This window comes from Streptomyces sp. NPDC001714 (assembly GCF_042892755.1).
In the GTDB taxonomy this organism is placed as follows: domain Bacteria; phylum Actinomycetota; class Actinomycetes; order Streptomycetales; family Streptomycetaceae; genus Streptomyces.
The window spans coordinates 119217-136594 of sequence record NZ_JBIAUL010000005.1 but is presented as its reverse complement, the minus strand read 5'-3'; the positions used below and the strand labels follow the sequence as shown (position 1 = coordinate 136594).

The 17378-nt window shown below is 71.7% G+C and carries 13 protein-coding genes, 1 tRNA gene and 2 pseudogenes; 3 read left to right on the top strand and 13 right to left on the bottom strand.

The genetic code is table 11. The features are described 5' to 3' along the window. Positions 1 to 99 precede the first annotated feature (99 nt). Positions 100 to 1578 (bottom strand): MFS transporter, encoded by a 1479-nt coding sequence (locus tag ACFY0P_RS14875; RefSeq protein WP_388911792.1) that lies wholly within the window; start codon positions 1576 to 1578, stop codon positions 100 to 102. Positions 1579 to 1775: 197 nt separating this feature from the next. Here ACFY0P_RS14875 and ACFY0P_RS14870 point away from each other — a divergent pair. Then, a tRNA-Cys gene (locus ACFY0P_RS14870) sits at positions 1776 to 1847 on the top strand. Between the two features lie 239 nt (positions 1848 to 2086). On the opposite strand, the pseudogene ACFY0P_RS14865 reads toward ACFY0P_RS14870, so the two are convergent. Then, positions 2087 to 2410: pseudogene (locus ACFY0P_RS14865) on the bottom strand (site-specific integrase); the annotation flags it as partial. Here ACFY0P_RS14865 and ACFY0P_RS14860 point away from each other — a divergent pair. Beyond that, positions 2405 to 2491: pseudogene (locus ACFY0P_RS14860) on the top strand (DNA-binding response regulator); the annotation flags it as partial. The pseudogenes ACFY0P_RS14865 and ACFY0P_RS14860 overlap by 6 nt on opposite strands. 36 nt (positions 2492 to 2527) lie before the next feature. On the opposite strand, the gene ACFY0P_RS14855 reads toward ACFY0P_RS14860, so the two are convergent. The 11 genes from ACFY0P_RS14855 to ACFY0P_RS14805 all read right to left on the bottom strand — a co-directional run bounded on the left by ACFY0P_RS14855 (position 2528) and on the right by ACFY0P_RS14805 (position 15615). After that, positions 2528 to 3697 carry an SUKH-4 family immunity protein gene (locus ACFY0P_RS14855; RefSeq protein WP_388911789.1) on the bottom strand — a complete coding sequence of 390 codons (1170 nt, stop codon included), beginning with the start codon at positions 3695 to 3697 and terminating at the stop codon, positions 2528 to 2530. A gap of 169 nt (positions 3698 to 3866) precedes the next feature. Continuing rightward, positions 3867 to 4397 (bottom strand): AAA family ATPase, encoded by a 531-nt coding sequence (locus ACFY0P_RS14850; RefSeq protein ID WP_388912792.1) that lies wholly within the window; start codon positions 4395 to 4397, stop codon positions 3867 to 3869. A 2-nt stretch (positions 4398 to 4399) separates the two neighbouring features. Then, positions 4400 to 6712 (bottom strand): xanthine dehydrogenase family protein molybdopterin-binding subunit, encoded by a 2313-nt coding sequence (locus ACFY0P_RS14845; protein WP_388911786.1) that lies wholly within the window; start codon positions 6710 to 6712, stop codon positions 4400 to 4402. Next, positions 6709 to 8427: a 2Fe-2S iron-sulfur cluster-binding protein gene (locus ACFY0P_RS14840; protein ID WP_388911784.1), complete on the bottom strand. Its 1719-nt coding sequence runs from the start codon at positions 8425 to 8427 to the stop codon at positions 6709 to 6711. The genes ACFY0P_RS14845 and ACFY0P_RS14840 overlap by 4 nt, the downstream gene beginning before the upstream one ends. Continuing rightward, positions 8424 to 9317 carry an FAD binding domain-containing protein gene (locus ACFY0P_RS14835; protein ID WP_388911781.1) on the bottom strand — a complete coding sequence of 298 codons (894 nt, stop codon included), beginning with the start codon at positions 9315 to 9317 and terminating at the stop codon, positions 8424 to 8426. Before ACFY0P_RS14835 ends, ACFY0P_RS14840 begins: the two co-directional genes overlap by 4 nt. 398 nt (positions 9318 to 9715) lie before the next feature. Beyond that, on the bottom strand, positions 9716 to 11338 hold the full coding sequence (locus tag ACFY0P_RS14830; RefSeq protein ID WP_388911778.1) for a beta-N-acetylhexosaminidase: 1623 nt from the start codon (positions 11336 to 11338) through the stop codon (positions 9716 to 9718). Between the two features lie 13 nt (positions 11339 to 11351). Beyond that, entirely contained in the window at positions 11352 to 12197 is an 846-nt protein-coding gene (locus tag ACFY0P_RS14825; protein WP_388912789.1) for a carbohydrate ABC transporter permease, read from the bottom strand. A 5-nt stretch (positions 12198 to 12202) separates the two neighbouring features. After that, on the bottom strand, positions 12203 to 13189 hold the full coding sequence (locus tag ACFY0P_RS14820) for a carbohydrate ABC transporter permease (protein ID WP_388911775.1): 987 nt from the start codon (positions 13187 to 13189) through the stop codon (positions 12203 to 12205). Then, positions 13186 to 14478 carry an extracellular solute-binding protein gene (locus ACFY0P_RS14815; RefSeq protein ID WP_388911772.1) on the bottom strand — a complete coding sequence of 431 codons (1293 nt, stop codon included), beginning with the start codon at positions 14476 to 14478 and terminating at the stop codon, positions 13186 to 13188. Before ACFY0P_RS14815 ends, ACFY0P_RS14820 begins: the two co-directional genes overlap by 4 nt. Before the next feature lie 233 nt (positions 14479 to 14711). Further along, complete coding sequence (locus tag ACFY0P_RS14810) at positions 14712 to 14990, bottom strand: DUF3039 domain-containing protein (RefSeq protein ID WP_362586261.1); 279 nt, start codon at positions 14988 to 14990, stop codon at positions 14712 to 14714. Between the two features lie 52 nt (positions 14991 to 15042). Then, on the bottom strand, positions 15043 to 15615 hold the full coding sequence (locus ACFY0P_RS14805) for a YqgE/AlgH family protein (protein WP_217545775.1): 573 nt from the start codon (positions 15613 to 15615) through the stop codon (positions 15043 to 15045). Positions 15616 to 15866: 251 nt separating this feature from the next. Here ACFY0P_RS14805 and murA point away from each other — a divergent pair, with 251 nt between their 5' ends. Next, on the top strand, positions 15867 to 17207 hold the full coding sequence (gene murA / locus ACFY0P_RS14800; RefSeq protein ID WP_351486827.1) for a UDP-N-acetylglucosamine 1-carboxyvinyltransferase: 1341 nt from the start codon (positions 15867 to 15869) through the stop codon (positions 17205 to 17207). Positions 17208 to 17378: the final 171 nt, after the last annotated feature.

Here is a 17378-nt window from a genome sequence, read left to right as displayed (position 1 = left end):
GTCGGGCGGCTGCTACGTATGACAACCGGGCCACCCTACCGGCGCCCCGTGGCTGTCAACGCGCGGACGAGGCCGCCTCACCCCCGGGTGGGACTCACGTCACAGATCACGAAGCCGCGTCGTCACCCAGGCCCCGACGAGTGCCATCCCCGCCATCGGCAGGAACACCGCGGCGAAGGCGGCCGGATGGGAACCGGAGCCCGCCGCCCCCGTCATGCTGCCGCCGCCGAGGGAGGCGAAGGCCGCGCCGGCCGCGGCGAGCAGGACGACGTTCGAGAGGGCGTCGGAGATCTGCAGGGCGGCGGAGTTGGCGCCGGCCTCGGCCGGGGTGGAGAGCCTGAGCATCAGGACACTGGCCGAGGCGATCACCAGGCCCATCCCGAAGGAGCCGAAGGCCCAGGCGACGGCGACGGTCCACACCGGCACGCCGTGCACGAGCACCGCGGGCGCCGCGGCGATCGCCGCCGCCACCAGCACCATCCCCAGTGTCATCAGCCGCTCCCGGTACGGCTCCGTCCGCGGCCGCGCCTGCACCCACGAACCCAGTGCCCAGGTCACTCCGCCCGCGGCCAGCGAGAACCCGGCGAGGGTGGGCGACAGGCCCCGCTGGGTGACGAGCATCAACGGCACGAAGGACTCGGCGGAGATGAAGGCACCGGCCGCGACCCCGCGCAGCAGGACGACGGAGGGCAGGCCTCGCGCCGCCCGGTACGTACCGCGGGGCAGCAGCCCGAGCACGGCGGGCACCAGCAGCGCACCGCCGAGCAGTCCGGGTACCACCGACACCCACCGCAGATCCTGAGCCGCGTACTGCAACAGCCCCGCACCCAGCGAGATACCGAAGGCGAGCCGGATCCGCCGCCGGTCGAAGGCTCCCCGCCCCCCTTCTTCCTGGCCTCCTGCTCCCTGGCCCCCTGCTCCCTGGCCCCCTTCTTCCGCCACCGGCCCGCCGGCCCGGCGCCGTATCCGGGGCAGCGCCAGCGCCACCGGGAAGACCACGAGCACCGGGATCCCGAGGAACACCCACCGCCACCCGAGCTGCTCGGTCACCGCGCCAGCGGCCAGCGGTCCGACGACGGACGGCACCACCCAGCCCGCGGCGAAGGCGGCCATGATCGCGGGCCGCAACCGCTCCGGGTAGGCCCGCCCCACGACGACGTACAGCGCGACGATGACCAGCCCGCCGCCGAACCCCTGCACGGCCCGCCCCGCGATGAACACCCACATGCCCTGCGCGGTCCCGGCCACCACCAGCCCGGCGGCGAAGGCCCCGATCCCCGTCGTCAGCGCCCCGAGCGGCCCTTTCCGGTCCGACCACTGCCCGGCCAGCACCATCCCGAACAGACTGGTCGTGAAGTACCCGGAGAAGGCGAACGCGTACAGCGACACCCCGTCCAGCTCCCGGGCCGCGACCGGCATCGCCGTCCCGACGGCCGTCGCCTCGAAGGCGATCAGCAGCACGACGGACACGATCCCGACACTCAGCGCCCGGTACGACCGCCCCAGCACACCGCCCTCATCGACTCCGTCTGCGGTCTCATCTGCGACAACGGCGTCGCTCGGCTCAAGGGCGGTCATGCTGACCACGGTAAGCCCCAACCCCCACTCTGACCCCTGTCGCAAGCCCCACCCGGCCTCCGACCTTGGTCGTACACCCCCCGCTCCCCGGTCCCGCGGTCCCCCGGTTCATGAACGCCGTATGGCAGTCCCGTTGCAGCCCCACCGATCCCCTTGAGCCCCTCCCCCGCACCCCCGTACCTTCAACTCACCGACACGGCCGTGTGCCCGAGTGGTTTAGGGACTCGCCTGCAAAGCGGGTTACGCTGGTTCGATTCCAGTCACGGCCTCTGACTGCCTGACCAGGCAGAACGAAAGGGCGGCACCCCCCGAGGGGTGCCGCCCTTTTGGTCGTCCGTCTCAGTTCCCGTCTAAGTTGCGATCCCCAGAGGGAAAAACGGGAACAAGACCTGCGCTGCCCGTTTGGGTAAGAGAATCCAGCACGGAACTTGCTGCCGAACGCACGCGGTGACGCGCCACAGGGGGAAGGTGAGGACGGTGGCCGAGCAACCGGACCTGCCCCGGTGGCTTAACTCACCTGCACGAGGGAGCCAGTGAGCCCGTCATCATCGTCCGGCCGATCTGCCTCGGGCTTCCATATCAGGCCGTCTACCTGCCTCGCGATGTCCGTCCGCACGGCGTCCACCATGTGCTGACAGCGGGCGGCCATGACTGTGGTCGACCACCCCATGAGGCCCATGACAGCTCGCTCGGGGCCACCGAGGATGAGTAGGACCGTGGCGGCCGTGTGGCGCGCGTCGTGCAAACGTCCGTCCCGGACTTTCGCCTCTGTCAGAAGAGCCCTCCATTCCGTCCAGTCCCGGCGGTGGGACGGGCTACGGCCGTCTTCGTCTCCCGCATCCTCGCCAAGCTGGGGCTGCGGGACCGCGTCCAGGCCGTCGTCTACGCCTACCGCCAGGGCCTGGTGACCTGACCGACCCGCCCCGGCCCCAAGCCCCTTCCCGACCCGCTACAGCACCCCGCCCGCCTCGTCCTGGAACAGCTCCGTCCAGTAGTGCCAGTCGGCGTCCGTCGTGACCGGGGTGGGGTCGATGGTCGCGAGGGTGTGGAGCATGGTCGCGGCGAGCTGGTCGTAGGCGTCGGTGGTGAGTTCGTGGTTCAGGTGCTCGTCGATGGTGCGCTCGTGGTGCAGCAGCCAGAGGGTGTAGGCGAGCGTGGAGATGTCCGTGTTGAGGGGGTAGAGGGTCGCCTCGGGCTCGGAGAAGTTGAGGATCGCGCCCGTGGTGCCGTCCACGACGAGGCTGTTGTCCTCGACCAGGTAGCCGAGGCGTATGAGCCGGTCGGCGTGGGGCGGGAGGTCGTCCACGGGGAAGCCGCCGGTGTGGATGTCGGTGAAGTACTCCCAGAGGGTGGGGAGCGGGGCGTCCGGGTCGAGGTGGAAGACGACCGCGTCCTCCGGGAGGCCGCTCTCGCGCAGGAAGCGGCGGGTCGGCTCGTGGGTGAGCGTGGGCGGGAAGTCGACCTCCTCGAAGCGGGCCACCCGACCCTGCCCGAACTCCTGGTCCAGGAGCCGGGCCGGAAGGTCGACGGCCAGCCCGGAGCCCGTGCCGGGGCCCGCGATCAGGCTGAGGGGGCGGATCAGGGCTGTCGCCTTCCAGTACGGCGGGACGCGGCCGGCCGTGCCCTCCTCGAAGAGCTCGAGGAGCTTGCGGGAGGCCTCGGTCGCCGCCTTCGTGCCGTGCGTCCCGGCGAGGGAGGCGAAACGGCCGCGCAGTCCCGTCAGTTCCTCGGTGACCGCGGCGAAGCGCAGCAGGGTCTCCAACGAGGGGGCCAGCGGGCGCGGGTCGGTGGGGTCGATCAGATAGGCGGTGCTGATCTCGCCGGTACCGCCGTCGAGGAGGATCGACTCGGTGTCCAGGCCGACCGGGGCCAGCAGCTCCCCGATCACCAGCCGGTCCCTGAGCTCCTCCGCGAGCCGGGTCGGGCCGTCCGTGACGTCGGCCAGGGTGCGCAGGCCCGCCGTGCGCAGCGGCTCGAACGTCAGCAGGCCGCCGCTGTCGGGCAGTCCGGGGCCGGTGAGCCAGCTGCGGGTGGGTTCGTGCGTGATGTAACGGTCCAGTTCAGCCTCGGTCAGCGTGATCGCCGTCGCACCGCTGCCGGTCGTGCTGATCGTGCTCATCGCTGCCCCCGCGATCAAGAGTTCAAGACGTGCAAGTGGGTCGAGTGGTGCGTCGTGCGTAGGTCGTCGGCAGGGCATGGCGGGCCGTCCGGGCTTCCCCTCGGGAACGGCCGTCCCCACTAACCAGAACACTACGCCGCGGCACTGACAACGCCCCGCAGAAGAGACGTCAGGCGACCCGAGACCGTTCCGTCCCGGCGAGAATCGCTTGCACCGTCTGTTCCACGGTGAGCTCCGAGGTGTCCAGCCACAGTCCCAACGGCTGGGTGCGCAGCCGGAGTTCCGCGTCGAGATCGGCGATCGTCCACGCGGGCCCGTACCCGGTCTTCGACCGCCCGGCCTCCCGCTCCGCCACGGCCTCGGCGCTGGGGGCGAGGACGACGACGTGCAGGGGGCGGGTGCGGATCCGCTCGACGTACGACGCCAACTCCGGGCCCAGCAGCACGTCCTGGACGATCGCCGTGAAGCCGGCCTCGGCGTAGGCGTCCGCCGTGGCGGCCGACAGGCGGTAGCGGAGGCGGAGTTGGGCCGTGGCCTCGGCGGAGGCGTCGGGGGTGTAGTCCTGGCGCCCGGAGACGATCATGCGGCGGAAGAGGTCGCCGCGGACGTGGGCGGCCCGGGGCAGGCGCTCGGCGAGCGCCTGGGCGACCGCCGACTTCCCCGCAGCCATCACGCCCGCGACGACGACGACCCCCGACAGGCTCACTGGCCCGTGACCACCGCCGCCTGCGGGCGGATCGGGAGGCGGTTGACCGGGCGGCCGGTGGCCGCGCGGACGGCGGAGGCGATGGCCGCCGGGGACGTCACGACCGGTACCGCGCTGACCGACTTGGCGCCGAAGGGGGCGACCACGTCGCGTTCCTCGACGAGCTTGACGATCCGGATGTCGGGCGCGTCGAGGGCGGTCGGCAGGGCGTAGCCGGTGAGGTCGGGGTGGCGGATCAGCCCGCGCGGGGTGCGCAGGTTCTCCGTCAGGGCGATGCCGACGCCCTGCGTGACACCGGCCTCGATCCGGGCGTTGAGCTGGGCCGGGTTGAGGATCCGGCCGACGTCCTGGGCGACGGCCAGCTCCACGACCCGTACCGACCCCAGCTCGATGTCGACGTCGACGACCGCGCGGATCGCGCAGAAGGCGAGGCCGACGAAGGCGTCGCCCTGGCCGTCGCCGTTCAGCGGCTCGGTCGGGTGCGGGCGGCACTGTGCGGTGGCCCACAGCTCCTTGCCGTCCAGCGCCTCGGTGACGGTGGTCGACAGGACGCCGTCGTACGAGGTGATCTTGCCGTCGGTGATCTGGAGCAGCTCGGTCGACATGCCGAACTTGTGAGCGAGGGGTTGGAGGAGCTGAGTGCGGACCATTTTCGCGGCGCGTTCCACCGCTCCGCCCGAGACCCAGGTGTGCCGGCCCCGGCAGCCGGCGCCGGCCGGGGGTTGGTCGGTGTCGACGGGCGCGACATGGACCTCGTCGATGCCGAGGGTCTCCTGGACGATCTGCCGGGCCAGCGTGGTGAAGCCCTGACCGGTCTCCACGGCCGCGCAGAGCACGGTCGCGATGCCGTCGTGGACCTTGACGGTGGCCGTCGAGACCTCGTCGGCGCCCTCCGCGCCGAGCATGTGCACCATGCCGAGGCCGTAGCCGACGCCCCGGCGCACCGCGCCCGGTTCGCCCGCGCCCTCGGGGCCGCCGGGCAGCAGCCACTCGTCCTCGGGTGCGTCCTTGGGCAGCGGCGGAAGCGGGAAGTCCCGTACCGCCTGGAGGAGTTCGGCCACCGGAGCCGGGCAGGTCACCGTCTGGCCGATGGGCAGGAGGTCGCCGGTGGCGAGCGCGTTGCGCAGGCGGATCTCGGCCGGGTCGAGGCCGAGCTTCTTCGCCAGCTTGTCCATCTGCGCCTCGTAGGCGGCGCACACCTGCATGGCGCCCTCGCCACGGACGTGTCCCGAGGGCGGGTTGTTGGTGCGGACGGCCCAGCCCTCGATGAAGGCGTTCGGGACGACGTACGGACCGCAGGCGAAGGAGACGGCGGCAGCCAGGGACTCGGCGGAGGTGTCGGCGTAGGCGCCCGCGTCGAGCAGGATCTGCGCCTCGACCTTGACCAGCTTGCCCTCGGCGTCGGCGTGGTGCCGGTAGCGCAGCAGGGTGGGATGGCGGTGGGCGTGGCCGAGGAAGGACTCCTCGCGGGTCGCCGTGAGCTTGACCGGGCAGCCGGTCTTCAGGGCGAGCAGGCCGAGCGGGAGCTGGAAGCCCTGGTCCTCGCGGTCGGCTGTCGCGCCCGGCACGCCGGTGACGACGATCTTCACCTGTTCGAGCGACAGGCCATAGCAGGCGGCGGCCGTGTTGCGGTCGGTGTGCGGGTCGGTGGAGGCCAGGTACAGCTCGACGCCGCCGTCGGGGCGGGGCACGGCGAGTCCGGCCTCGGCGCCGATGGGGGCGGGGTCGGCGCGGCCGATGCGGTACTGGCCTTCGACCACGATCTCGCCGGTCGCGTCCGGGTCGCCGTGCTGGAGCGGGATGTGCCGGATCAGGTTGCCGTCGGGGTGCAGCGGCTCGGCCTCGAAGGACTGCTCGGGGTCGATGACCGGGTCGAGCACCTCGTACTCGACGATGACGGCGGCGGCGGCCATCCGGGCCGTGTCGGGGTGGTCGGCGGCGACGGCCGCGATGGGCTCGCCGTGGTGCCGTACGACCTCGGAGGCGAAGACCGGGCGGTCCGGGGTGCCGCGGCCGTGGCGGGGGGTGCCGGGGACGTCCTCGTGGGTGACGACGGCCCGGACGCCGGGCATCTCGCGCGCGTGGCTGGTGTCGATGGACACGATGCGCGCGTGCGGGTGCGGGGAGCGCAGGACGGCCGCCCACAGCAGGCCCTCGGCCCACAGGTCGGCCGCGTACGGGAACGTGCCCTCGGTCTTCGCGCCCGCGTCGGCGGCGGGCAGCGACACGCCGAGGCCGTGCGGCAGCGGTTCGGCGGCGGGGACGGGGGTCTCCGCGGCGGTGGTCGTGGTGACGGTCTCGTTGGTCACGCCTGGCCTCCGTCCGGGCCGTAGCTCTGGCTCTGACTCTGGTCGTCGAACGACTGGTTGCCGCCGAAGGTCTGGTTGCCGCCGAACGACTGGTCGCCGCCGAACGACTGGTTCCCACCGAACGACTGGTCGCCGCCGAACGACTGGTTCCCACCGAACGACTGGTTGCCACCGTACGACTGGTCGTACGTCTGCTCGTGCGGGATCTGGATTCCGGCCCCGAAGGTGCGTGGGGAGTCGAACGCCGACGCGTTGACGCCGCCGGCGCCCGGTCCCGCCTGATGGGGAATACGGGCCTCGTCGCCGTCCGTCTCAGCGTCGGCGGCGGCATGTGCCTCGCGTTCGGCGACGACCTCGTTGACGGCGTCCAGGACGCCCCGGTAGCCGGAGCAGCGGCAGAGATTGCCGCACAGGGCCTGGCGGGTCTCCAGCTCGGTGGGGGCCGGGTTGCCTTCCAGCAGGTCGTGGACGGTCATCGCCATGCCGGGGACGCAGAAGCCGCACTGGACGGCTCCGCAGCGGGCCAAGGCGCGCTGCACGTCCGAGGGGCGGCCGTCCTGGGCCAGGCCCTCGACCGTGCGGACCTCGCTGCCGGCGGCGGTCACCGCGGGGACCAGGCAGGAGGCGACCAGGCGGCCGTCGACCTGGACGTTGCAGGCGCCGCATTCGCCTTGCGAGCAGCCGTCCTTGGCACCGGCGAGGCCGAGGCGCTCGCGGAGGACGTACAGGAGGGACTCGCCGATCCACGCGTCGGTGACGGGGCGGTCGGCGCCGTTGACGCGCAGGACGTAGGAGGCGAGGGGGTGGTCGTCGACCGCCTCGGCTTCGCCTTCGGCGTGTCGGTTCCCGTCCGCGTCACCCGAGACGCTTTCGCCGTCGGGTGCGGGTGGCCCCTGTGGGGCGGACTCGCCGTCGGCGGCCTGCGGGTCGTGGCCGGGGTGGGAGCCGGAAGCGCCGTGGGGCGCGTCGGCTTCGGCCGGGCCGCCGACCGCGCGGGGTTCGCCGGTGTCGGACGGTCGGCCGACTGTGTACGGTTCGCCGATCTCCGCCGCTTCGCCCCGTTCGCCCCCTTCACCCCTCGCCGGCGCGTCGGCCGCAGGCGGCGCACCGGCGGCCCGGGAGGCGGGAGTCGGGGCCAGCGTGTCGCCATGGCCCGCGGGGGGCTCAGCGGGCGATCCAGGGGCCTCCACGGGGCGCTCCCACGCCTGGGCCTCCTGCGCCCACGGGGCGGCCGCGCCGCCCGGCAGGGTCGCCGGCGGCGTGCCGCCCCACTGCTCCATGAGCGCGGATGTGGTGAACTCGCCCGATTCGTCCGGAGTGTCACCGGTCGCGACCGGGATCGACCACTGCCCGGTCACGTCGTGACCGGGCGCGGGCGGCGGCTCCTCGTACGTCCACTGCTGCGTCGAGGCCGGGTTGTACGTGAACCGGTCGTCGGCGGGCCGCTCCCGCGGGACCGGGTTCGGTTCGGGCCACCGGGTTCCGTCGGCCGGCGTGCCCCAGGGATCGGTGCCGGGGGCGGCCGCTATCTGCGGCGGCACGTAGCCGTGCCCGGGCGCGGCCAGGGGGCTGTCGGCGGACAGCAGGGCCTCGATGCCGCCCTCGGGGAGCTTCACGAAGGCGGTCGCGCCGTCGTCGTAGTCGCCCTGGGGCAGCGGGTCCCAGCGGCCGCCACCGCCGGCGGGCGCGCCCTCCCCGTGCTGCTCGTCGGTCATGACAGCGCCCTCCCCAGTGCTCGTCGGGCCAGCGCGGCCACGGTGCGCCGCAGGTGCAGTACGGCGGGCGGAAGCGGCGGCACCGAGCCGTCGGGCTCGGGGGCCGGGTCCGGGATGCAGGCGGCCGCGACGTACTCGCCGAAGGCGGCCAGCGCCTCCGGGACGAGCGCGCGGTCGTTGTCCCAGTCGATCAGCCGGGCCACCCATTGCTCGGCGTCCAGGGGCCTGAGCGGCATCGGCGCTATGGCGCCGACGGCGCATCTGACCCCGCGCCGCGCGGGGTCCAGGACGAGCGCCACGGAGGCCACCGAGCGGCCCGGTCCGGTGCGGCCGGTCGCCTTCAGGAAGACCTGCGGGGCGTGCAGCAGCGGTACCCGCACGAAGCCGATCAGCTCGCCCGCGCGGAGCATCTCCACGCCGGCCAGCAGGTGTGAGACCGGGATCTCCCGGCGGGATCCGCCCGGTCCCGCGATGATCAGCGTCGCCTCCAGGGCGGCGAGCACCGGCAGCGCGTCGCCGGTGGGCGCGGCCGTGGCGATGTTGCCGCCCAGGGTGCCGGCGTTGCGGATGTGCGGCGGTCCGGCGGACCGCGCGGCGGCGGCGAGCGCCGGGATCAGGGCCGCGAAGTCGGGGCGGCCCATGCGTGCGTGCGTGAGACCGGCGCCGAGCAGCGCGTTGCCGTCCTGGTACTGCCAGCCGCGGATCTCGCTGATCCGGCCGAGGCCGACCAGGGCGGCGGGCCTGAGCTGTCCGGAGTTGACGGCGGCCATCAGGTCGGTCCCGCCCGCGACGGGGACCGCGGCGGGCATGTCGGTGAGGGCCGCCACGGCCTCGTTCAGCGTCGTGGGCAGCGTGACGGACTGCCCCGCCTGCGGTGCGTGCGTGGTCAAAACCGGCTGCCCCTTCCCGCTGCCCCACCTGGTCCCACCTGTGTGGCCGTACGGTACGTGCTCACAGGGCGGACGTGGCAACTCTGGCACATCTTCGCAAGCCTCGAACGCACGGGTCCGCTAGGAGGCATTCGCCCACCTCATCGGCGACTTGGTCCGTTTTCTCCCCTCATTGGGAGTGCGCACCGATTGACACTCTTCGGTGATCCTTGGGGTCTTTTTCCCTTACGCATTCGGAGCGGGGGCAGGGAGCGGGGAGCGGGGAACCCGGCCGGCGTGAGGCTCGGGTGGGGCCGAGCGGGTCCGGCGAGGTCCGCCGCGGTCGGCAGCGCCCGTGAGGGGCGCGGCGCCGCAGCCGACAGCCGACAGCGGCCTATGGCGGCGCTCCCGGTGAGCGCTCAGCGGTTCGGGGGTGGGCCGTCGAGCGGGCGGCCCAGGACGCCGGGGCGCTGCTGCCACGGCAGGGGGCCGGCCGGCGGGCGGTAGGCGACCCCCAGGGCGTCGAGCCGCCGGTAGTGCGCGGCCATACGGTGCTCGAAGTCGGCGAAGTCCCGTTCTGCCGGGGCCGGGAGGGCGCTCCAGGCGACCTCCGCGAAGGCGGCGAGCCGGGGAAAGGCCTGGTAGTCCACGCGCGCCTGGTCCTCCATCACCTCGGTCCAGACGTTGGCCTGGGTGCCCAGGATCCGCCGCGCCTGGGATTCGTCCAGCCCCGGTGGAACGGGTTCGAACCGGTACACGTCCTCCAGGGTGCGGACGTACCCGATCGGCACCGGCTCGTCGGCGCCGTCCGCCTGACGGTGGTCCAGGTACACGTGTTGCTCGGGGCACATGACGACGTCGTGGCCGGCCCGCGCGGCCGCGATTCCGCCGCCGTAACCGCGCCACGACGAGACGGCCGCGCCGTCGGCGATGCCGCCCTCCAGGATCTCGTCCCAGCCGATGAGCCGACGTCCGCGCGCGGAGAGCCACTTCGCGAAGTGCCCGATGAACCAGGACTGCAGCGCGTCCTCGTCGGCGAGCCCGAGTTCCTTGATGCGGGCCTGCGCGGCCGGCGAGGCCCGCCACTGGTCCTTCGGGCATTCGTCGCCGCCGACGTGAATGAACTCCGACGGGAAGAGACCGAGCACTTCCTCGAACACCCCCTCGTAGAAGCGCAGGGTGTTGTCAGTGGGGGCGAGTACGTTCGGAGAGATCCCCCAGGAGTCCCAGACGGAGAGGGCGGTGGTGTCGATGACGTCGGTGTTGCCGAGTTCCGGATACGCGGCGATGGCGGCCTGCGAGTGTCCCGGCACGTCGATTTCGGGGACGACCGTGATATGCCGCTCGGCCGCGTAGGCGACGATCTCCCGGATGTCGTCCTGGGTGTAGTAGCCGCCGTGCGGCTTCTCCTCCCACCGCGGTGAGGCACGGTGACCGAATTTCGTGCGGGCCCGCCAGGAGCCGACCTCGGTGAGCCGCGGGTAGCGCTCGATCCGGATGCGCCAGCCCTGGTCGTCCGTCAGGTGGAAGTGGAAGACGTTGAGTTTGTGCGCCGCCATGAGATCGAGGTGGCGCAGGACGCCTTCCTTCGGCATGAAGTGCCGGGCGACGTCGAGCATGAATCCGCGCCAGCGGAACCGGGGGGAGTCCTCGATCGTGAGATGCGGCACGGCCCAGACGCGGTCGGGTTCCACGACGGCCCTGCGGTACGCGGCGGGGCCCAGGAGCTGCCGCAGCGTCTGGACGCCCCAGAAGACACCCGCCGCGCCGCCGCCCTCGACGAGGACGCCGGCCGGGTCGCTGACGAGGCGGTACTCCTCGGGGCCGAGGTGCGGGTCGAGCAGGAGCCCGATGCCGTCGCCCTCGGTGTCGTCGAGCTCCCGGCCCTCGCGCAGCGGCAGACCGGCGGCCGCCCACAGGACGGTGCGCAGCCAGCGGCCGACGCCCTCGGTGCCCGGACCGGCATAGAGCTGAGAGTGCGCCGTCAGCCGCACCTCACCGGAACCGGCGACGACGCCGCGCGGCGCGGGAATCAGATCCATCTCCGAAATCACCTCAGTCCTTGACCGCTCCGCCCAGTCCCGAGACCAGGCGTCGCTGTACGAGTACGAAGAACACCAGCACCGGAATCGTCATCACCGTGGAGGCCGCCATCACCCCGCCCCAGTCGGGGTCGTCCGGCTTGAAGAACACCAGCAGCGCCATCGGCAGCGTGGACTGCGACGTGTCGCTGACGATGAAGGACTTGGCGAACAGGAAGTCGTTCCAGGCGGAGATGAAGGAAAACACGCTCGTGGCCACCAGGCCCGGCAGGACGAGCGGGAAAAGGATCTGCCAGAGAAAGCGCGACCGGCTCGCCCCGTCGATGTAGGCGGCCTCCTCCAGCGCCTCCGGCACCCCTTTCACGAACCCCCGCAGCATCCAGATCGCGAAGGGCAGCGAGAAGGCGATGTGGGGCAGGATCAGCGAGCCCAGTGTGTTCAGCAGACCGAAGTCCCGCAGCTGGAAGAAGAGGGGGATGGCGAGGGCCTCCACGGGCACCATCTGGGCCACCAGAAACATGATCAGCAAGGTGGTCCGGAAGCGGAACCGGAATCGGGTCACGGCGGTCGCCGCGAGAAAGGCGATCAGCGCCGAGACGATGACCACACTGCCCGCGACGACCAGACTGTTGACGAAGTAACGGCCGAATTCCTGCTGCCCGAAGACCCGCCGGAAGGAGCCCAGAGAGGGCGAGAGGGTCCACGGCCGGGGCCGGTCCGACTCGATCTCACCGGCCGGTTTGAAGGCGCCCAGCACCATCCAGTAGAGCGGAAAAGCGACGAGCACGGCGATCAGCAGCGCCGCCCCCTCGGCGGCCAGCCGCCCCGGCCGGCGCCCGAACCCGCGCACAAGATTCACCACGGTCACAGCTCCTCCCCCTGCCGGCGCAGCAGCCGCAGGTAGACCAGGGTGACGGCGAGCAGGACCAGCAGCGTGACGACCCCGATGGCCGCGCCCGTCCCGTACTGCGAGGAGGCGAAGGCCTGCTGGTAGGCGTACACGTTGAGCACCAGGTTCTGCCCGGCGATCCCGCCTCCGCCGGTCATCACGTAGATCTGCGTGAAGATCTTGAAGTCCCAGATCACCGACTGGATGGTGACGACCGTCAGGATCGGCCGGAGCATCGGCGCCAGCACGGACCGCCAGATCCGCCACTGCGAGGCCCCGTCCAGCGCGGCGGCCTCCAGCACCTCGGACGGGACGGCGCGGATCCCGGCGTACACGGTGACCATGACGAACGGGAAGGAGCACCACACCACTTCGAGCAGGACCAGGAAGAAGGCGGAGTAGCGGCCGTAGGTCCAGGAGTGGTCGCCGAGCCCGAGCACCCGGTCGACCGGCCCGAAGTCCGGGTCGAAGAGGAACAGCCAGACCGTGGACCCGGTGACGGCCGGGGTCGCCCACGCCCCCAGCGCCGCCAGCATCAGCGCCAGCCGCGGCACCGCCCGCACCCGCGTCAGCAGCACGGCGAGCGCACACCCGACGGCGAGCGTCGACACGACACAGGCGGTGGCGAACCCGACGGTCGCCAGCAGCACCGACCAGAACTGGTCGTCGGAGAAGACGTCCGAGTAGTTGTCCAGGCCGACGAAGGCCGTGGGTTCACCGCCACTGACCTGAGCCTGGGTGTAGCGGAAGACGGAGATCAACCCGAGCTGATAGATGGGGTATCCGAGCAGCGCCCCGAGGACGACGAGAGCGGGGGCGAGATATATCCAAGGCGTCCACTCGACGCCCCGATAGGGGCGCGGGGCCGTGTTGAATTTGCAGCTACCGCCGCGCGGGCGCGACCAGCCACGACGGCGCCGCACCCGCCCACGCTCGGCAAGCACCCCCGCCGTCGGCGTCATCCGGCGGAGCCGAACGCGTCGTCCATCTTCTTCGCCGCCTCCTGCGAAGCAGCCCCCACACTCTTCTTGCCGCTGATGACCTCCTGGAACATCGTCGGCAGCACCAGCGACGAGTCGATCTGCGACCACCCGGCCGAGGCGGGCACGAACTTCGTCCCGGCGGCCAGGGTCGCCACGAACGGCTTCACGAACGGCTCCTTCGCGGCCGCCTGGTCACGGACGTCCTTGAACGTCGGCAGAAAACCCATCGCGTCGAACATCGCCGCCTGCGTCTTCTTGGAGGTCAGCTCCTCCATCAGCGCGACGGCCGGCGTGCGGTGCGTCGTGCTCTTCAGCACCCCGATGTTGTTGCCGCCCGCGAAGGCCGGCGCGATCGAGCCGGCCGTGGCCCCCGGCAGCGGCACCACCGCGTACTTGCCCTTGACGCTCCCCGCCTCCACCGCCGCGTGGCTGAAGTCGCCCCCGATCGCCATGCCCGCCTTGCCCGCGGCGAACGCGGTGACCGTGTCGTTGCCGCCGAAGCCCGCGCACTTGGCGGCCGGGCAGTTGTCGTCGCCGAAGAGGGACGTGTACTCCTTGATGCCCTTCTGCGCGGCCGCGCTGTCGATCGCGGAGGTGTACGAGCCTCCCCTGCCGGTGGCCAGTTCGCCGCCGTCGGCCCAGAGGAAGGGCATCGCGCCGTAGGTGTAGGCGCCGCCGACGACGAGGCCGTACAGGCCGGGCTTCGCGGCACGGATCTCACGAGCCGTGGAGGCCAGCTCGGCCATGGTGGCCGGCGGCTTCAGCCCGAGCTCCTTGAAGACGTCCGTGCGGTAGTAGAGGGCGCGGACGCCGACGTAGAAGGGGGCGCCGTAGACCTTGCCGGCGACGGTCACCGACTGCCGGGCCGTCGGGTCGGTGTCCTTCGCCTCGCTCCAGGCGCCGAAGTCCTTCGTGACGTCGAGGAGTCCGCCGTCGTGGACGTATCCGGCGGTGTCGGTGTTGCCGTACTCCATGACGTCGGGGGCCGAGGCCGGGTCGTTGAAGGCGGCCTTGACGCGCTGGGCGCGCGTGTCGACCGGGATGTACTCCACGTCGACCTTGGTGCCGGTGTGCGCCTTCTCGAAGGCGGCGACGACGGAGTCGACGACCTTCTGCTTCGGGTCGTTGCCGACCTCCTGGAAGAGCCACACCCGCAGGGTGCCGCTCCTGTCGTCCTTGTCGGAGGCGGAGTTGGCGGAGGTCTGCGGGGCGCACGCGGCTGTGAGGAACAGGGCGCCGACGAGGAGTGCGGGGACGGGGAGCTTCATGGAGTGACCCTCCGGAGCGCGCTCAAGCATGGGGGCGTTGCAAGATATGCAACGGCTATTTCGCTCTGCACAACACCACGGAGGCTAGGGACAACATGAACATGCCGACAAGAGGTCTCAACCACTCTGTGACCGCACGACGCACTCCGTGCAACGCGCGGGTACGGCAAAGGCCCCGGAACACGCCAAAGCGTGCCCGGGGCCTCGGAGAGCCGAGCTGTCGGACCAGCGGGTTACTTGTCCTGGCCCTCGCCGTCGCCGCCGCTGCCCATGGATTCGTAGATCTCCTTGCACATGGGGCACACGGGGTACTTCTTCGGGTCGCGGCCGGGCACCCACACCTTGCCGCACAGCGCCACGACGGGGGTGCCGTCGAGGGCGCTCGCCATGATCTTGTCCTTCTGGACGTAGTGGGCGAAGCGCTCGTGGTCGCCGTCGCCGTGGGACACCTGCGGCGTCGGCTCTACGAGGGTCCCCGTACCAGTCCCGCGCTCGGGCTCAAGAGTGCTCATAAGTGCCAAGGGTACTGAAGCGCCCGGACAACGGTTGCGAGAAGGCCCGCCGTCAGTTGAGCGAGGGGTCGTCCGGGTACGTGGCCACCATCGCGAGCTCGTTGCGCTGGCGGCGCAGGACCTCGCGCCAGAGTCTTTCCGGGGACGGGGAGGAGACGTCGCCGGGTTCGGACTCGACGACGTACCAGGCGCCCTCGACCAGTTCGTCCTCCAGCTGGCCGGGGCCCCAGCCGGCGTAACCGGCGAAGATCCGCAGGGAGCCGAGGGCCGAGGCGAGGAGCTCCGGCGGGGCCTCCAGGTCGACCAGGCCGATCGCACCGTGCACCCGGCGCCAGCCGAGCGGGGCGCGGTCGCCGTTGGCCCCGCCGGGGATGACCGCGACGCCGAGCGCGGAGTCCAGGGAGACCGGGCCGCCCTGGAAGACGACTCCCGGCTCACCGGCGAGGGAGGCCCAGCCCTCCAGGATGTCCCCGACGTCCACCGGGGTGGGGCGGTTGAGGACGACACCGAGGGAGCCCTCCTCGTCGTGGTCGAGAAGGAGCACCACCGCGCGGTCGAAGTTCGGGTCCGCCAGGGCGGGCGTGGCCACGAGCAGCCGCCCTGTGAGCGAGGACACCTCGGTCATGCCTGACATGATCCCGCATCTTCCCGTCGCGTGGGGAGCCAATCCGGGTCCATGGGTGAATGCAGCTCAGGGCGGAAGGGAGCGCCCCCGGCGCACGGTCACGGGCGGTGACCCCATGTGTCCGACGAGGAACCGTTCGTGTTGTGACACAGCTATGACGTAGCTGGGTGGTCCTTGGGCTTACGGGAGGGGGCCGATGGGCGATTACTCTGTCTCTCCGGCCCTGCCCAACTCCATGGAACGCGAGATTCATGACCGTCAACGACGATGTCCTGCTTGTCCACGGCGGCACCCCGCTGGAGGGCGAAATCCGTGTCCGCGGTGCGAAGAACCTCGTACCGAAGGCCATGGTCGCCGCCCTGCTGGGCAGTGCACCCAGTCGGCTGCGCAACGTTCCGGACATCCGTGACGTCCGGGTCGTACGCGGCCTGCTGCAGTTGCACGGGGTGACGGTACGTCCGGGTGAGGAGCCCGGTGAGCTGGTGCTCGATCCGACGTACGTGGAGAGCGCGAACGTCGCTGACATCGATGCCCACGCCGGGTCCAGCCGGATCCCGATCCTCTTCTGCGGCCCGCTGCTGCACCGCCTCGGCCACGCGTTCATCCCGGGCCTCGGCGGCTGCGACATCGGCGGCCGGCCGATCGACTTCCACTTCGACGTGCTGCGGCAGTTCGGCGCGACCATCGAGAAGCGCGCGGACGGCCAGTACCTGGAGGCGCCGAAGGGGCTGCGCGGTACGAAGATCCGGCTGCCGTACCCGTCCGTGGGCGCGACCGAGCAGGTGCTGCTGACGGCCGTGCTCGCCGAGGGCGTCACCGAGTTGTCCAACGCGGCGGTCGAGCCGGAGATCGAGGACCTCATCTGCGTGCTGCAGAAGATGGGCGCGATCATCGCGATCGACACCGACCGCACGATCAGCATCACCGGTGTGGACAAGCTCGGCGGCTACACCCACCGGGCCCTGTCGGACCGCCTGGAGGCCGCGTCCTGGGCGTCGGCGGCGCTGGCGACCGAGGGCGACATCTACGTCCGGGGCGCCCAGCAGCGCTCGATGATGACGTTTCTGAACACCTACCGGAAGGTGGGCGGTGCCTTCGAGATCGACGACGAGGGCATCCGCTTCTGGCACCCCGGCGGCCAGCTGAAGTCCATCGCGCTGGAGACGGACGTGCACCCGGGCTTCCAGACCGACTGGCAGCAGCCGCTCGTCGTCGCCCTGACCCAGGCCACGGGCCTCTCGATCGTCCACGAGACGGTCTACGAGTCCCGCCTCGGATTCACCTCCGCGCTGAACCAGATGGGTGCTCACATCCAGCTCTACCGCGAGTGCCTGGGCGGCTCGGCCTGCCGCTTCGGCCAGCGCAACTTCCTGCACTCGGCGGTCGTCTCCGGCCCGACCAAGCTCCAGGGCGCCGACCTGGTCATCCCCGACCTCCGCGGCGGCTTCTCCTACCTGATCGCCGCCCTCGCGGCCCAGGGCACCTCCCGCGTCCACGGCATCGACCTCATCAACCGCGGCTACGAGAACTTCATGGAGAAGCTGGTCGAGCTGGGCGCGAAGGTGGAACTGCCGGGCAAGGCCCTCGGCTGACCGCCGTCTCCTGATCCCGGCCCACGGCAGCGCCCTCCGGCCGGGGGTCCGGGGGTTGCCCCCGGGCAGGCACAGCATGGAGAAGCTGGTCGAGCTGGGCGCGAAGGTGGAACTGCCGGGCAAGGCCCTCGGCTGACCGCCGTCTCCTGATCCCGGCCCACGGCAGCGCCC

Bases quoted from the DNA above. Each gene is read 5' to 3' on its own strand.
- ACFY0P_RS14875 (WP_388911792.1), bottom strand. From the start codon at position 1,578: ATGACCGCCCTTGAGCCGAGCGACGCCGTTGTCGCAGATGAGACCGCA.
- ACFY0P_RS14855 (WP_388911789.1), bottom strand. From the start codon at position 3,697: ATGAGCACGATCAGCACGACCGGCAGCGGTGCGACGGCGATCACGCTG.
- ACFY0P_RS14840 (WP_388911784.1), bottom strand. From the start codon at position 8,427: ATGACCGACGAGCAGCACGGGGAGGGCGCGCCCGCCGGCGGTGGCGGC.
- ACFY0P_RS14830 (WP_388911778.1), bottom strand. From the start codon at position 11,338: ATGGATCTGATTCCCGCGCCGCGCGGCGTCGTCGCCGGTTCCGGTGAG.
- ACFY0P_RS14820 (WP_388911775.1), bottom strand. From the start codon at position 13,189: ATGACGCCGACGGCGGGGGTGCTTGCCGAGCGTGGGCGGGTGCGGCGC.
- ACFY0P_RS14815 (WP_388911772.1), bottom strand. From the start codon at position 14,478: ATGAAGCTCCCCGTCCCCGCACTCCTCGTCGGCGCCCTGTTCCTCACA.
- ACFY0P_RS14810 (WP_362586261.1), bottom strand. From the start codon at position 14,990: ATGAGCACTCTTGAGCCCGAGCGCGGGACTGGTACGGGGACCCTCGTA.
- ACFY0P_RS14805 (WP_217545775.1), bottom strand. From the start codon at position 15,615: ATGACCGAGGTGTCCTCGCTCACAGGGCGGCTGCTCGTGGCCACGCCC.
- murA (WP_351486827.1), top strand. From the start codon at position 15,867: ATGACCGTCAACGACGATGTCCTGCTTGTCCACGGCGGCACCCCGCTG.